Source organism: Achromobacter mucicolens, assembly GCF_029866465.1.
GTDB classification, from domain to species: domain Bacteria; phylum Pseudomonadota; class Gammaproteobacteria; order Burkholderiales; family Burkholderiaceae_B; genus Achromobacter; species Achromobacter mucicolens.
Map to the genome: position 1 here is coordinate 2,079,389 of NZ_CP123364.1, position 15,979 is coordinate 2,095,367.

Below are 15,979 nucleotides of genomic sequence, written 5' to 3' on the forward strand. Positions count from 1 at the left end.
CCTTCGGATCGAAAAACGGATCAGCTTTTTTGTAACAGCGGCGACGGACGCGCCGTGTCGGGGCCGGCGATGAGGTGCAGGCGGCGGCCGCGCCAGCGCCGCGTCTCGGTTTCCACGCGGATGTCCAGCGTGGCGCTGAGCGCGGCCAGCACCTTGTCCACGTTGTTGACGGGATAGGAACCAGACAGCAGCCGGTCCGCCACGGCGGGATCGCAACTCAGCGTATCGCGGCTATAGCGGCCGAGTTCGGCAATGAAATCGGCCAGGCGCATGCCGCGCGCCACGATGAAGCCGTCCTTCCAGGCGATCTGGTTGGTCTCGGCGGCGTCCGGCTGCGCGACGCCACGTGACGAGTAATGGGCGCGCAGTCCCGCCTGCAGCGTCAGTCCGTGCGCGGCGTCGTCGCGCGGGCGGATCTGGACCGCGCCTTCGAACACGCTGACCTCGGTCGAGGTGTCCAGCAGCCGCACGGCGTATTCGGTGCCCAGCGCGCGCGCGGTGCCGTGCGCGGTCTCGACAAGAAAGGGCCGGTGGGGTACGCCTGTCTCTTGGGCGGTGGTGATCAGGATTTCGCCCGTGATGAGCGCCACGCGCCGCAAACCCGCGCTGTAGCGCACGTCGATGGCGCTGTCGGTGTTCAGCACCACACGGGTTCCGTCCGGCAGCGTCAGGCTGCGGTGTTCGCCGATGGCGGTGCGATGGTCTGACGTCCAAGTGCGCCACGGGGCGCTCTGCCCGACGCCCCAGGCCGCGCCGCTGGTGATACCCAGGACGCTCACGGCCTTCAATGCGCGCCGGCGCTTGGCGCAGGCGGGGGCCGCCAGCGCAGCCTGCGCGATGGCCGAGCTTCCCGGGGCAGCCAGCGGCTGCAGTCGGCCTTGCACGGATTCGATGCGCAGCCACGCGCGTTCGTGGTCGGGGTGCGCGGCGCGCCAGGAGGTCCATGCCCGCACCGTTTCGGGGGCAACGGGGTCGTCTTGCAATTGCACCAGCCATTCCAGCGCGCGTTGCGCGACGGCGGGCGACACGGCAGCCGCGTCGCGGGTGGCGGCGTACCACGGCGAGGCGGACATGCGGCGGCTCATCCGCTAAAAGACAGATCGGCGAAGCAGCAGCGCTGCAACGCCTTGACGAGATAGCGCTTGACCGTGGGGACCGAGATGCCCAGCGCCTCGGCCACCTGGGCATGCGTGTGCCCGTCCAGCTGCGACAGCAGGAATGCCTGCCGAACGATGGCGGGCAGCCCATCCAGCAGACGGTCCAGCTCCAGCAGGGTTTCCAGCACGATGGCCCGGTCCTCGGGCGACCAGTGCACCGCCTGAGGCGCCTGGGCCAGCGCTTCCAGATAGGCGCGCTCCAGTTTCTCGCGGCGCCAGTGGTTGGACACCAGGTGCTGGGCGACGGTGGTCAGAAACGCGCGCGGCTCGGTGAGCGTGGCCGGAATCCGGTCGCTGCTAAGCAGGCGGATGAAGGTGTCGTGCGCCAGGTCTTCAGCCTGATCGGCGTTGCCCAGGCGGCGGCGCAACCATCCTCTCAGCCAGGAGTGGTGATCGCTATAAAGCGTTTCGATGGAGGAGGGGAAGGCGCATCCCGGCGTACTCAAGATCCAACCTTTTGATCAAGCCGCCGGCGCCTCGCAGTCGGAGGCGGGACAACTGCTCATGCGAATTACGGGAAATAGTAATTGTTATTATTACCGATTCCAGGCAGGGCTTGTCAAATTGTTGCCGGGCGCGGGCGGCTGGGCGTTGCCGGCAGGCGTCAGCGCGGCGCGCCAGCGACTGGGTACGCGCCCTGCGTCTGCGCATACGCCTGTTGGGACGCCAGATAGGCATCGCGCGACGGGATCAGGTGGTCGCGGCACACGGCCATCAGCGCGTCGCGGTCGCCGTCGCGCAGTGCCTGGATCATCGTCCAGTGTTCCTGCCGGGCCCGTTCGCGGTGGCCGGCTGTCACCAGCGAGCCGAAGCGGATCGGGTGGGTGCGGCGCGCGTATTCCTCGATGGCCTGGCCCAGCACGGCATTGTCCAGCAGGCCGACGAATTCACGGTGAAAGTGCTGGTTGCTGCGGAACACGCGGCGCGCGTCGCCCGCGGCCACCGCGGCGTCGTGCTCGCGCTGCACTGCCACCAGCGCGGCCAGCCGCGCTTCGGGCACGGGCAGCGGCATCTGGCGGGCGGCATGCACTTCCAGCACCTCGCGCAAGGCGTACAGCTCCATGACCTCGCGCACCGAGAACGCCCGCACCACCGCGCCGATGTTGCGCTTTTTCTCGACCACGCCCAGAAGCTCCAGGTCGACCAGCACCTGGCGCACCGCGTGCCGCTTCATGCCAAAACGCGCCATCAGCTCGTCCTCGGTCAGGCGTTCGCGCGGATGCAGCCGGCCGAAGACGATGTCTTCCTCCAGCGCGGCCACCGCCGCCTGTACGGCGTCGGGGGCGGGTTCCTGCAAGGCGGCGGGCGTGATGGCGTTCATGGCAACGAGGGCAGGTTTACTTCTTGGGCACCGTGTCGTGCGTGACGCCGGCGCGCAGGAAGTCGAAGTCGACGCCCTGGTCGGCCTGCGTCACGGACTGCAGGAAGAGCTTGCGGTAGCCGCGGTCGGCTGCCGGCCGCGTGATGGGTTGGGCGGCGGCGCGGCGCGCCAGCTCGGCGTCGTCGACCAGCAGCGCGATTTCGCGCCGGGCCACCGACAGGCGGATGCGGTCGCCGTTCTGCACATAGGCCAGCGGACCGCCGATGGCGGATTCCGGCGTGACGTGCAGCACGATGGTGCCGGCCGCGGTGCCGCTCATGCGGCCGTCCGAGATCCGGACCATGTCCTTGACGCCGGCTCGCGCCAGCTTTTTCGGAATGGGCATGTAGCCGGCTTCGGGCATGCCCGGCGCGCCAGTGGGGCCGATGCGCTTGAGCACCAGGATGTCGTCGGCGGTCACGTCCAGCGCGTCGTCGTCGATGCGGCGCGCCATGTCCTCGGCGTCTTCGAACACCACCGCGCGGCCTTCGTGCTCCATCAGTTGGGGATTGGCCGCCGACTGCTTGATGATGGCGCCGCCGGGCGCCAGATTGCCGCGCAGCACCGCCAGGCCGCCCACCGGATAGATGGGCGCGGCGGCCGTGCGGATGACGTCCTGCTTGAAGGGCGGGGGCGCGTCGTCCAGTTCTTCGCCCAGCGTGCGGCCGGACACGGTGAGCACGTCCAGATGCAGGAAGGGACGCAGCTCGCGCAGCAGGGCGGGCATGCCGCCCGCGTCGTGGAAGTCTTCCATGTAGTGCTGGCCCGACGGCTTCAGGTCGACCAGCACGGGCGTCTCGCGGCTGATGCGGTCCAGGCCGGCCAGGTCGATGTCGATGCCCAGGCGGCCGGCGATGGCGGTCAGATGGACGATGCCGTTGGTCGACCCGCCGATGGCGAGCAGCACGCGCAGCGCGTTTTCGATGGACTTGCCGGTCAGGATGCGGTCCGGGGTCAGGCGCGAAGCCGCCATGGCGACGGCGGTGGCGCCGGTGTGCTCGGCCACGCGCACGCGGTCGGCGGTGACGGCCGGGGCCGAGGCGCCGCCGGTCACCATCATGCCCAGCGCTTCGGTGATGCAGGCCATCGTGCTGGCCGTGCCCATGACGGAACAGGTGCCCACGCTGGCGACGAGCTGGTTGTTCACGTCGGCGATCTCGACGGCGTCGATTTCCTCGGCGCGGTAGCGGCCCCAGTAGCGGCGGCAGTCGGTGCAGGCGCCCACGCGCTCGCCGCGGTGCGAGCCGGTCAGCATCGACCCGGTGACGAGCTGGATGGCGGGTACGCCTGCCGAGGCGGCGCCCATCAGTTGCGCCGGCACGGTCTTGTCGCAGCCGCCGATCAGCACGACGGCGTCCATCGGCTGCGCGCGGATCATCTCCTCGGTGTCCATGGACATGAGGTTGCGCAGGTACATGCTGGTGGGCTGGGAAAAGCTTTCGTGCACCGAAATGGTGGGAAAGTCCATCGGCAGGCCGCCGGCCAGCATGACGCCGCGCTTGACGGCCTCGATGAGCTGCGGGGCGTTGCCGTGGCAGGGGTTGTAGCTGCTGCCGGTGTTGACGATACCGATGATGGGACGCGCCAGGGCATCGTCCGACAGGCCGGCGCCCTTGATGAAGGCCTTGCGCAGGAACAGCGAAAAACCCTTGTCGCCGTAATTGGTCAGCCCGCGGGCGACGCCTTGCGCGGTGGCGCTGTCGCTGTCGAAGGGGCCCTTGCCGGGCTTGCCGCCCTTGGTCTCGTCCGTCATTTTCAGTCCCGATAATATTATTGATAATCCTGCGGCGTCATCATATCCAGCCCCTTGCAACGCCCGCAAGCGGTTTGTGCAGATGCGTTCTATTGATCTGAAATGAAGATCAGTCGATAGAAAAATGGCGATTCTTCAATCAAGCTCGGACCCCTACACTGGCGCGGTTGACGAACCGGGCGTCCGTTCATTCCTATACCCATCCCGGCTTGGAGAGACCCTATGTCAGACCTGCGTCTGCGGCCGCGCCGCGCCGTGCTGTTTTCCCTGCTGGCCCTTTGCGCCGGCGTTTCCGCCCCGGCGCATGCCGCCGACGCCTATCCGGACAAGCCCATCCGCATGATCGTGCCTTACCCGCCCGGGGGCGCCACCGACGTGATCGGCCGCGTGCTTGCGCAGGAATTGACGGGCGCGCTGGGCCAGACCGTGGTGGTGGAAAACCGCGCGGGCGCTGCCGGCAACATCGGCGCGGACCAGGTCGCCAAGGCCCAGCCCGACGGCTACACGCTGCTGATGGGTGCGCTGACCAGCCACTCGATCAATGCCGCGCTGTACCGCGGGCGCGTCACCTACGACGTGGAAAAGAGCTTCGCGCCGGTGTCCATCGTCGGCACCGTGCCGCTGGTGTTCGTGGTGAATCCGTCGGTGCAGGCCAAGACGCTGCCCGAATTCATCGCGCTGGCCAAGTCCAAGCCCGGCTACCTGACCATGGCCTCTGCCGGCAATGGCTCGCCCCAGCATCTGGCCGGCGAAATGTTCAAGCGCGCGGCGGGCGCCGACATCCTGCACGTGCCTTACAAGGGCAGCGGCCCGGCCATGACCGACCTGATGGGCGGACAGGTGCTGAGCATGATCGAGACGGTGCCTGCGGCGCAGGCCAACATCAAGGCGGGCAAGCTGCGCGCCCTGGCGGTGACCTCGCCGCAGCGCGTCGATGCGCTGCCCGACGTGCCCACCGCCGCCGAGGCCGGCCTGAAGGACTTCGAGGTCAGCTCGATGTTTGGCATCGTGGCGCCCGCCAACACGCCGGCGCCGGTCATCGAACGCCTGAATGCCGAGCTCAAGAAGATCCTGGCCAAGCCCGAAGTGAAGGCGTCGCTGCTGAACCAGGGCGCGATCGCCACGTGGACCACGCCTGCCGACGCCGGCAAGCGTGTGTCGGCCGAAGTGGCGCGCTGGACCAAGGTCATCGATGAGGCGGGCGTGAAGGGCGAATAAGCCCATTGCCGCGGGCGCCTTGCGCGCCATCTCCGCCACACGCCGGAAATCCGCCAAGGGTTTCCGGCGTTGTCGTTTTTGCGGGTATTGAAAGGAAGCGAAATAATCGATTCCCGTTGCACGCCGGCTGCGCCGGGAAAACACCTGTATTTCAGACAATTGCAAAGCTGCGGGAATGGCTGTGCAATAAACCGCAATAAATAGGCTTGCACCGCCGCAAAGGTGGTTGACCCCAAATTCAGTAGCCCGTAATGTGTTTCGCGGGCCTTAGGACGGCGGGGGGATACCAATGACTGAGAACCAGGACGAAAAGTCGATCCTGCACACGCATTTCGGTACGCAAAGCCCATATTGGCGGTTGTCCGCCGATAGCGATGCGATTGAACTCGCCGCAGTCAAGGGCGCGACCAATATCGCCATGGCCTTGCGCCCGGATCAGGCCGAGGCCGTGCGCAGCCTGACTGGCATCACGTCCAGCGTGCGCATCGACATCATGCTGTATGGCGATCTGCTGCACCTGCACCTGGTCGGCCGTAAGATCAACCCGAACGAATGGGCCGGCACCGCATCGGCCCACACCGATACCGAATCCGTCGCCAAGGACCTCGTAGAAGGCCTGTCGTTCGCGGAAACGGTGGTGTCGGAAGCCAATTCAGTCATCGTCATCGTCGACCAGAACGGCCGCGTGCAGCGCTTTAACAAGCTCAGCGAGGAATACACCGGCAAGCGCGAACAGGACATCGTGGGCCGCAGCGTCTTCGAGATGTTCATGACGCGCGAAGAAGCCATCGCCTCGCGCCGCAATATTGCCGAGTTCTACAAGCGCGGACAGTCGTATGAGGTCGAGCGCACGATCAACACCGTCAAGGGGCCGCGCCTCTTTCTGTTCCGCAACAAGTTCGTCACCAGCGGCAGCGGCGAAAAGCGCGTCTACCTGATTTGTTCGGGCACGGACATCACGGAAGAGCGTCAGGCGCAGGAACGCCTGCGGGTGCTTGCCAACACCGACATGCTGACCAACCTGCCCAACCGGCACGCGATCACGTCGCGGTTGAAGGCCGCGTTGGACGCTGGCCGGGAGGGGCGGGGCGGGGTGCTGTTCCTGGACCTGGATAACTTCAAGCGCATCAACGACCACTACGGCCACGGCTTCGGCGACCGGCTGTTGAAAGCCGTGGCCGTCGCCATCTCGAACTGCCTTTCCGATGGACAGACGCTGGCCCGCCTGGGTGGCGACGAATTCATCGTGCTGCAGGAAGAAGCGCAGGCCTGGCAGCTGGAGGCGACCGCGCAGCGCATCATTGACCGGCTGCGCGAGCCCTTCCGCCAGGGCCTCATCGAGGTCTACACCAGTTGTTCCATCGGCATCGCCATGTATCCCGACCACGGGGCCGACCTGGACAGCGTGGTGCGCAGCGCCGACATCGCCATGTATGTGGCCAAGGAAGCGGGCCGCCATACGTACCGGGTGTTCCAGCCCGACATGGACCGCCGCAACGCGGACTACGTGTGGCTGGACACCAATCTGCGCAAGGCGTTGGCCGAGAATCATCTGATGCTGTACTACCAGCCCAAGCTGGTGGGACGCACCGGCGAGGTGGACGGCGTGGAAGCGCTGGTGCGCTGGCGCTCTCCGGAGCGCGGCATGGTCGGACCCGACACCTTCATTCCGTATGCCGAGGAGTCGGGCCTCATCTCGCCGCTGGGTGTCTGGGTGATGCGCGAAGCCGCGCGGCAGGCGGCGGCCTGGAAGCGCGACGGCTTGAACCTGCGCATCGCCATCAACATGTCGGCCCGCCAGCTGGACGACAAGGGCGTGGTCAGCGAATTCATGCGGGCCATCAACGACGCCAGCCTCAATCCCTGCCTTCTCGATATCGAACTGACGGAAAGCTGCCTGATCGACGATGAGGACGCGGCCATCGAACTCATCAAGCAGTTCCGGCAACTTGGTGCGCGCGTGCACCTGGACGACTTCGGCACGGGCTATTCGTCGCTGTCGCAGCTGGCGCGCATTCCGCTGGACGCGATCAAGCTCGACGCCAGCTTCGTGCGCGGCGTGAACGAGAATCCGGTGTCGCAGGCGCTGGCGCGCGCCATCGTCGCGGTGGCGCGCACGCTGGAGCTCAAGGTCATCGCCGAGGGCGTGGAAACCCAGGAAGAAACGGTCTTCCTGGACACTCTGGGCGTGGACGCCAAGCAGGGCTATCTGTACGCCAAGCCCATGCCGGCGCAAGAGTTCACCGCCTGGCTGGCGCAACGCCGCCGGCTGCATCTCATTGCGTGACGCAACCGGCGGCGCGCCGCCGGATCAGTGCATGGTGGCCACTTCGGTGGACTCCGAGCTGCCTGCCGGGCGGCGGTTCTGCGCCATCGCCAGCCGTTCCAGGTAGGTCCTGGCCGCATTCGTGGCGCAATCATCAGGCCGAGCCGAAGGCGCCTCGTTCAAGTGAAGCAAGGTTACTTTCAACTTTCGAATAAACCTTAGTTTCTGGAATCAACCTTTCGCTGATACTTCCAGACGTCAATTCGACATTCCACGGTGACCGCCAGACCAAGGCAGTTTGACTGATTTGGCTGTCCCTTGATTGCGCTGGATTTCCACGTGCTTCATCTTTCCGATCTGCGGTTCTCGTTCGTGCCCACCTTCGCCGAACTGGAATTTGAAGTGGTGCAATTTACGCTCGACGAAGCATTGTCTGAACCATACTGTCTGCGCGTCGACTTATCCTGTTTTGATCCTTCCGTAGATTTCGGCGCGCTGCTGGACCAACCCGCACTCTTCACGATCTGGCGCAATGAATCGGCCGTGCGTCACGTGCACGGAATCGTCACGAGCTTTGAGCAGCTCGACACGGGATTTCGTCGAACCCGCTACCGGGCGGTAATTGAGCCTGCCTTGTCCCGCGCAGCCCTATGCTCTGACTGGCGCATCTTCCAGCAGCAATCGGTGCCGGAAATACTTGAGAAAGTCATCAGGTCCCACGGCATCACGGACTACGAACAAATCACCACAAACGATCACCTGCCACGAGAATACTGTGTGCAGGCCGGAGAAACGGACCTGACGTTTCTCGCTCGCCTGGCAGCCGAGGAAGGCTTCTTCTATCGGTTTGCACACAGCGATCAGGGGCACCGTCTTATCCACGGCGACCGCATATACGTGCACGGAGAAGTCGATGGTGGTCCTGTTCTTTACAACGCTGCGCCCGGGGGCAATCAAACTGAACCGGCGCTGCGACGCTTCATTTATGCCGAACACGTGCGCTCGGCACGCCAGACCCAGCGGGACTACACCTATACGCATCCGCAATATGACCAAGAGCATTCGGCCGTCGCCAACGAGCTAAGTCACCAGTCCCACCGGTACGAACGCTACGACTATCCCGGTCGATACAAGCGCGACGAAGCCGGTAAACCTTTCACCCAAAGCCGCCTCCTGGGCTTGCGTCGTGACGCTCGCATGGCGCAGGTCGAAGGCGATGACCCGCGTCTCGTGCCAGGCGTCGCTTTCGATCTGATTGGTCATCCACGCGAAGAATGGAACCACGGTTGGCGTCCCGTGCGCGTGCGGCACCACGGCATCCAGCACACGAGCCAGCAGGAAGAGAGCGCTGAGTCTACGCAGGGAACGCAATACCGCTACCGCGCCGACATCGTGCCGGACAAGGTGGACTGGAAGCCGGAACCGGCCGACAGGCCCCGGATCGACGGTCCACAGATGGCCACCGTTGTCGGGCCCGCCAACGAAGAGATCTACTGTGACGACTTTGGCCGTGTCAAAGTCCAGTTTCCCTGGGACCGCTTGGGAACACGCGACGAACACAGTTCCTGCTGGGTACGCGTCTCGCAGAATTGGGCGGGCGCCGCGTGGGGTCACATGGCCATTCCGCGGATCGGACAGGAAGTAATCGTCGATTTTTTGGACGGAGATTGCGACCAGCCAATCATTACCGGCCGGACATATAGGGCGACGAATCTGCCGCCCTATGGGCTTCCCAGGTTCAACACGCTCAACACTGTCAAATCCAAAGAGCACAAGGGTGATCGCGCCAATGAACTGCGCCTGGACGACACGTCAGGGCAAATCAGCGCGGCCTTGATGAGCGAGCATGGCGAAACGCAATTGCATTTGGGCTATCTCACGCATCCTCGGCCGGCTGGTGGGCAGCCTCGCGGAGAGGGTTTCGAGTTGCGTACCGACGAACACGGCGCGTTGCGCGCGGCCAAGGGCGTACTGGTAACCGCCTACGCGCAACCGCAGGCTGCCGGCAGTCAGCTCGATGTGTCGGAACTGTCACGGGTGCTCAAGGCCAGCGCTCAGCAAGCGAGAAGTCTGCTTGGCGTCGCACAGGAACACCGCGGGTTGGACGCTGAACACACTGCGCGCGAACAGCTTGTTCGGGCTGTAGAGCAATTGGGCGCAGGGGCGAATGACCGTCAAGGCGAAAACGGTGGTCAACCTGTCGTGGTCATGGGCGCGCCTGCCGGCGTTGCGACCGTGACGGCGGCCAGCGTTCTTACGGCGGCCACGGACAATATCGAGACCATCGCGCAGCAAGATCAAACCGTCACGGCCGCCCGCCGTATCCACGTTACTGCTGGCGAAGGCATTAGCGCGTTCGCGCTCAGTGGCGGCATTCGCCATCTCGCCAATCAGGGCGACGTGATCACAGAGGCCCAGCACGGTACGGTTAGTGTGCATGCAAGCAAAAGCGTCCTTCACGAAGCCAATGAGCAGTTCATCGCTTCCGCAGGGGAGACGCTGGCCTTGCGATGTGGCAAGAGCGCATTGGTGCTCCATGCTGACGGGCGCATTGAACTATTCGGCGCGCAAATGCAAATACATGCTTCGCTTGCGGTGGATGGGCCGGCCTCATTGTCGACATCTCTAAATCATTGGGATAAAGCGCCATTCGATGACGATTTCGTGGCCTATCTACCCGATGGCTCGCCAGCCGCTTTTGAGCGATACGAACTCGTCCGTGCGGATGGCACGCGAATTCCAGGTACGACAGACGCCAACGGAAGGCTGCAAATGCAAAAAGGCCTGAGTCCGGAAAGGCTGGAGGTTGTATGGCTGGGGTCTGCCAATCCTTCAAATTCATCGTAATTATTTTTGCAGTTTTGTCGTCGCGCCGTTCGTCGGGTTGCCGAGTTTGCAGCGCCAACAAAAGCCCACAACACCGCTGCCCGAGAGGAGTCAAGCCGTGAACACACCACCGAGTTCACTTGATTTACCGGACGAAGATAGTTCTCGCGTCGCGTCTTGGAACTTTGATGCAAGTGGTCGCCTGCGACATCAATGGAATCTCACGAGTAGCGGCCTCGCCGGAACTGTCCGGCTCAATCTCGGCCCGCCATATGTGCTGCCAGTGATTTTTGTCCCCGGAATAATGGGATCGAATCTCAAAGTCGACCCGCCCACAGAGCTTGACACTGAGGCGGATCCCGTCTGGCGCCTGGATATCAGCTTGGCAGGGTATGTTCCTATAGATCTCATCAAGAATGTGGTTCTGGGTGCCGGTATCAGGCAGCGATTACTGCATCCTGACCGTGTGACGGTGGACGACCGCGGAGCCGTGCCTAGCAGAACCACGGGATCCATTTCCTCCTTGTTTGTCTTGGATTCGGCCGGTCGGCCGGTTAACGCGTATACGGACCGTGGTTGGGGCGAAGTGGGTGAGGGTAGTTATCACGGATTTCTGTTGTGGCTGGAGAGAACCCTCAACGGACGCGGGTGGGATCCCATGAAGTGGCAAGATTTCCACCCGACCGACTCCATGTCCGACCCTGCATCGCGGCCTGCGCAGCCACGCGTTCCGTACCCGCCAAACACAGCCATGAAAGTACGCGGCATGTCGGATGAAGGCGCCGAGCGGAATGGCAAAGTCTCTCCGCTCACATTCGGCGAATTGCAGAAGCGTGCGCAGTTTTGGATGCCGGTTCACGCCTTCGGATACAACTGGCTTGCCTCCAACGAGCACGCTGCACAGCTGCTGGCGGAACGTATCGAGCAGGTGCGGGAGCGATACGGCGATCGTTGCGATCAGGTGATCCTCGTCACGCATTCCATGGGTGGTCTGGTGGCGCGTCGCTGTCAGCAATTGCCTGGAATGTCGGAAAAGATAGCCGGCGTTTTGCACGGCGTGATGCCCGCGCTAGGTGCTCCGGTCGCTTATCGGCGATGCAAATTGGGAATGGCTGACGAAGCCAGCGGCATTCAAGGCTCGATTGCGTCTCTTGTCATTGGAAACAACGGTCGCGAAATCACTGCTGTTTTCGCCCAGGCGCCAGGAGCGTTGGAACTGCTACCCACGGAAGACTACCCGTCCGGGTGGTTGCAGTTGCGGGAAGGCCAAGACAAGGCTCCCATTCTTGCTTTACCCAAAGCCAACGATCCGTATACGGATATATATCTGCGGCGAGACCGGTGGTGGGGGCTGGTGAGAGAGGCTTGGCTGGCGCCTGAAGACGGGCAACCCATTACCTGGGGAGATTATAAAAATAATATCGAAAAGGCGCGCCTGTTTCATGCGGCCACCCGGCGCCAGTATCACCCTGCTACCTACGTCTTCTATGGCGCGGACGAGGACAAGCGCAGTTTTGCAAACATTGTGTGGCGCATGAGGCCTGGAATTGCACCAAACGGCAGTCCGCGTCCCAGCGCTGCAAATGTCGCGGAGTTGGGCACGGGCGATACCCGCGACGAAGGCCGCAACCCAGTTTATGTGGGGGGCGCCACGCAATGGAGCCAGCCCTTTGCGTTTGCAGGCTCGGTCATGCATGTTCCTCATCTCGTCGAAACAAGTCACTGGGAGCTTCACGCCGATAAGCAGGACGCAATTGGCGATGGCACAGTGCCGCCTCGTTCGGGAAATGCGCCGTTGGCGTCGTACGCGATGGGGCAGGTACTCGAACAAGTTCGTCTTGCAGGCTTTGACCATGAAGGCTCATACAAGAACGAAAACGTCCGATCGTTTTCTCTCTACGCGATCATCAAGATCGCCGCAAACGCCAGGAAGCCGTCATGACACGCTGGTTAAGAATCATCATCCTTTCCTTGCTCGTGGGTGGCTGCACCTACGAGCCCACCGGCGCGGAGAAAGACACCGTGAGTGAACTGACCTCGAAAATGACGACCCACGGGTTGGGACGCTATCTGGTTGACCTGCCATCGTCTTGGCGCTACGGATCCGGCGAGGTCACGCTGTATTACGGGCTGGGCGCGAACTTTAAAGTAGACCGGATCCAGATCATCAACCATGGGGTTACCGCGACGCAGTTTAAATCTGCAATTGATTGGAAGCAGCGGCGTTTAAGCTCGATTACCAATCAGATGGCGGGCGCGCCAATGCTGGTGGGTGCATGGGACATTGACGCAAACGTTGATGGTGATGCAAACCGACAGGCAGTGCTGCTTCGCTATTACGAGGGTACGACGCTCGACAACTATCACACCCATGAAGTCCATTTGTTATTGGGATCAATCTACGTACTGCTAAAAGCCAAGTCTTACGAGGGAGTAATCAATCCAGTCGAGCAACGGCTACAAGCGCTGGCTAAGCAGATTTTTGTCATCAGTGATCCCGCTCGAGCGGGTCCTGGCTTCGTTCTTGGTCCGATCGTGATCCGTGGCACACACGACCATGAAGTTTCCACCGTCAAGTTCTATGACCCCGATCGGCGAGATCTGACGCTGGAAATCAACAGCAGCGCGGTGACGCCGGACGAATCGCGTCGGTTGTTGCAGCGCAGCCAGGCGGCACTGCCTTTATTTCGGCGAGGTGGCGCCAAGCTCGATACGCTGCGATCAGGCCGCCGTGCTTTTGCCGGCATGGAAGGCGAGGAGGATGTGCTCGGTAGTGATTCCATGCAGGACGATGGCGCAAGGGTGCGTCGGCTTTTGTTCAGTGCCGAGACCTATCGGCCCGATCCTGGGCTGTCGCGGCCCACGCTGACCGTGCAGTTAAAGTCTGGTGGTCACCTGTCGTGGCTGAGCGACGCGGAACGACAGGCGCGCCGCGATGCGCCCGACTTCCTGATGACCGAGGGCTATCTGCCTAGATTCGCCGCAAAGTCGCGTCAGTCGTCGGCGGCACGCATTCCCCCGATTACGTCGTCTTTGACCGATTACGAAGCCATGAGCGCATGGGACGCCATTCTTCCCACGATTCGGCTGCGTTCCGGTGCGCTGCCGCGCCCCGATGCCGGGGATGATCGGGCGTCGCCGATCTCGCGGGAGCAGGCCGAAAGGGATCGCCGCGCGCTCGATGATTTTCTGTCGAGTTGGCCGGTAGACAACCCTGATAAATCTGCCAGTTGACGGGCTTGCAGTGGCCAACTTCCCGGCTCCTGCTGGGGGCTCCCTCGGGCTTCCCATCCAAATGCAACTGCCGCGTTCGCCAGATGGATCGGCGCCGCTGGATGGTCGCGGACGCTCTGGCCAACACATCCCGCAACGCCGCCGGCTGCATCTGATTGCGTGACGCAACCGGCGGCCCGCCGCCGGCTCAGTGCATGGTGGCCACTTCGGTGGCTTCCGAGCTGCCTGCCGTGCGGCGGTTCTGCGCCATCACCAGGCGTTCCATGTAGGCGCGGTCCTTCGGATCGATGGAGAAGGCCGCCTCGACCCAATCCTCGGTGATATCCATCAGTTCGGAACGCGACAGGCTCAGCACACGCTGGCGGGCGCGCAGCATCGCGCGCATGCCGTTGAGCTTGGGGCGCATGACGTCAATGAAGGTGCGCGTGGCCTTGTAGGCTTCGCCGGGCTCGAACAGCACGTCGACCAGGCCGCGGCCGTGATACCACTCGGCCGTGTGCGATTCACCGGTGCCGATCAGCTCTTCGGCCAGCTTCATGCCCGAGCGGCGCGCGACCAGCGAATAGCCGCCCATGCCGGGAAACAGGTTGAACGCCATTTCGGGAAAGCCCATGCGCGCATTGTTCTGCGCCAGCACGAAGTGGTGGGCCAGCGCGGCCTCGAAGCCGCCGCCCAACGCGGTGCCTTCGATCATGGCCAGCGAGATGGCGCCCGTATCGAAACCGCGCGTGGCGGCATGCACGCAGTCGACGCAGGCGCGGGCATAGGCCCGAAGCGCCTCGCGCTTGCCGGTGCGGATGGCCTCGGCGAAAAAGTTCAGGTCGCCGCCAACGTTGTAGATCTGGGGCACCAGCGAACCGGTGACCCAGAAGTCGATGGGCAGGCCGGAATCCTTGGCGGCGCGCGCCAGGGTCATGATCTCGTCGATGAGTTCATGGTTAAAGCACGGGCGCGGTTGCGCGCGCAGCATCATCCACATGACACGGCGACCTTCTTCGTAATACGCGGAGATCTGCTTCAGATTGCCTGCGGCGGTAAAGGGGTGGCAGTCCGGATGAATGAGTTGATTCATTGCTTTCGTCCAATCGATCAAGGTGAGTCGGAGTACTGCCGGGTCAGGCTAAACCACGGCTTAGGCACTCCGTCTCATGCAAACCTCGTCCAACTGGCCAGACTTTTCTGTAATGCAAAGTCCCGAGCGCGCGATCGGAAAATTTCAAAACCCGCAACAGCCCCTCGGTCCATCGGCCGAGGCACGCATGGGTAGAACGGATGAGGACAACAGCAAATATGCGGTGTTCAGCGCCGTGAAAGAAAAGCCCGGCCGACTGGCCGGGCTCGTGCGTTGGGATGAGAGCGCGCCGCAGGAAGGCGCCGGCGCTCACGAAAAATTTTCAGGCCACGCCGCCATTCGCACGCACGATCTGCCCATTTACCCACCCGCTGTCCGGTCCCGCCAGGAACGAGACGATGCCCGCGATGTCATCCGGTTGGCCCAGGCGTTCCAGCGGCGGCATCTTGGCGTAGTGCTCGATCAGCTCGGGGCTCTTGCCCTTGAAGAACAGCTCGGTGGCGACGGGGCCAGGGGCGACGGCATTCACCCTGATCTGGCGGCCGCGCAGTTCCTTGGCAAAGACCTGCGTCAGGCTTTCGACCGCGGCCTTGCTGGCGATGTAGACCGAGTAGCCGGGCAGGTTGAGCGCGACGGTGGTGCTGGACACATTGACGATGCTGCCGCCATCGGCAAGGCGGGCGGCCGCCTCGCGCAAAGTGTTGAAGGTGCCGCGGGTGTTGATGTCGAACGTCCGGTCGTACAGGTCGTCGCTGGTGTCCGCCAGCGGCTGCACCTGCAGCACGCCCGCGCTGTTGACCAGCACGTCCAGGCGGCCGAATTCGGCCGTGACGGCATCGAACATCGCGCGCACCGCATCCGGCTTGGAGACGTCTGCACGCACCGCGAGGGCGCGTCCGCCGGCCTGGCGGATGTCGGCGGCCAGGGCGTCGGCGTCTGCCGCGCCGGACGCATGGTTGATGGCGACGGCAAAGCCGTCATTGGCCAGGCGGCGCACGATGGCGGCGCCGATGCCGCGCGATCCGCCCGTGACGAGGGCAACACGCTGGGAAGCTTGGTCGGTCATGCGATCTCTCCGTGAAAGGGTGAGGCA

At 63.5% G+C, this 15,979-nt stretch carries 12 protein-coding genes; 5 read left to right on the top strand and 7 right to left on the bottom strand.

Going from position 1 to position 15,979, the window contains the following annotated elements:
- Positions 1-20 precede the first annotated feature (20 nt).
- The 4 genes from QEP15_RS09475 to QEP15_RS09490 all read right to left on the bottom strand — a co-directional run bounded on the left by QEP15_RS09475 (position 21) and on the right by QEP15_RS09490 (position 4,270).
- Positions 21-1,073 carry a FecR family protein gene (locus QEP15_RS09475; RefSeq protein WP_152384047.1) on the bottom strand — a complete coding sequence of 351 codons (1,053 nt, stop codon included), beginning with the start codon at positions 1,071-1,073 and terminating at the stop codon, positions 21-23.
- Between the two features lie 8 nt (positions 1,074-1,081).
- Positions 1,082-1,603, bottom strand: coding sequence for a sigma-70 family RNA polymerase sigma factor (locus tag QEP15_RS09480; protein WP_152384048.1), 522 nt, complete (start codon positions 1,601-1,603; stop codon positions 1,082-1,084).
- 158 nt (positions 1,604-1,761) lie between these two features.
- Positions 1,762-2,478: a GntR family transcriptional regulator gene (locus QEP15_RS09485; RefSeq protein WP_062840810.1), complete on the bottom strand. Its 717-nt coding sequence runs from the start codon at positions 2,476-2,478 to the stop codon at positions 1,762-1,764.
- 16 nt (positions 2,479-2,494) lie between these two features.
- Positions 2,495-4,270 carry an IlvD/Edd family dehydratase gene (locus tag QEP15_RS09490; RefSeq protein ID WP_062840811.1) on the bottom strand — a complete coding sequence of 592 codons (1,776 nt, stop codon included), beginning with the start codon at positions 4,268-4,270 and terminating at the stop codon, positions 2,495-2,497.
- A gap of 222 nt (positions 4,271-4,492) precedes the next feature.
- On the opposite strand from QEP15_RS09490, the gene QEP15_RS09495 reads away from it, so the two are divergent.
- Together QEP15_RS09495 and pdeR are read left to right on the top strand one after the other, a co-directional pair.
- Positions 4,493-5,488 (top strand): Bug family tripartite tricarboxylate transporter substrate binding protein, encoded by a 996-nt coding sequence (locus tag QEP15_RS09495; RefSeq protein ID WP_142049350.1) that lies wholly within the window; start codon positions 4,493-4,495, stop codon positions 5,486-5,488.
- Between the two features lie 289 nt (positions 5,489-5,777).
- Entirely contained in the window at positions 5,778-7,775 is a 1,998-nt protein-coding gene (pdeR, locus tag QEP15_RS09500; RefSeq protein ID WP_175156748.1) for a cyclic di-GMP phosphodiesterase, read from the top strand.
- A 24-nt stretch (positions 7,776-7,799) separates the two neighbouring features.
- Here pdeR and QEP15_RS09505 read toward each other — a convergent pair whose 3' ends face one another.
- Positions 7,800-7,946: a hypothetical protein gene (locus tag QEP15_RS09505; protein WP_193725275.1), complete on the bottom strand. Its 147-nt coding sequence runs from the start codon at positions 7,944-7,946 to the stop codon at positions 7,800-7,802.
- A 147-nt stretch (positions 7,947-8,093) separates the two neighbouring features.
- Between QEP15_RS09505 and QEP15_RS09510 the strand changes: the two genes are divergently transcribed.
- From QEP15_RS09510 to QEP15_RS09520, 3 genes are all read left to right on the top strand, one after another.
- Positions 8,094-10,601 carry a type VI secretion system Vgr family protein gene (locus tag QEP15_RS09510; protein ID WP_280148712.1) on the top strand — a complete coding sequence of 836 codons (2,508 nt, stop codon included), beginning with the start codon at positions 8,094-8,096 and terminating at the stop codon, positions 10,599-10,601.
- 97 nt (positions 10,602-10,698) lie between these two features.
- Positions 10,699-12,522: an esterase/lipase family protein gene (locus QEP15_RS09515; protein ID WP_152384050.1), complete on the top strand. Its 1,824-nt coding sequence runs from the start codon at positions 10,699-10,701 to the stop codon at positions 12,520-12,522.
- Positions 12,519-13,814, top strand: a complete 1,296-nt coding sequence (locus tag QEP15_RS09520) for a T6SS immunity protein Tli4 family protein (protein WP_280148713.1) — start codon at positions 12,519-12,521, stop codon at positions 13,812-13,814. Before QEP15_RS09515 ends, QEP15_RS09520 begins: the two co-directional genes overlap by 4 nt.
- A gap of 187 nt (positions 13,815-14,001) precedes the next feature.
- Here QEP15_RS09520 and QEP15_RS09525 read toward each other — a convergent pair whose 3' ends face one another.
- The gene (locus QEP15_RS09525) at positions 14,002-14,886 is read right to left on the bottom strand and encodes a crotonase/enoyl-CoA hydratase family protein (RefSeq protein WP_175156749.1); all 885 of its coding nucleotides are present in this window, start codon (positions 14,884-14,886) and stop codon (positions 14,002-14,004) included.
- 322 nt (positions 14,887-15,208) lie between these two features.
- Positions 15,209-15,952 (bottom strand): SDR family oxidoreductase, encoded by a 744-nt coding sequence (locus tag QEP15_RS09530; RefSeq protein ID WP_062840814.1) that lies wholly within the window; start codon positions 15,950-15,952, stop codon positions 15,209-15,211.
- Positions 15,953-15,979 lie beyond the last annotated feature (27 nt).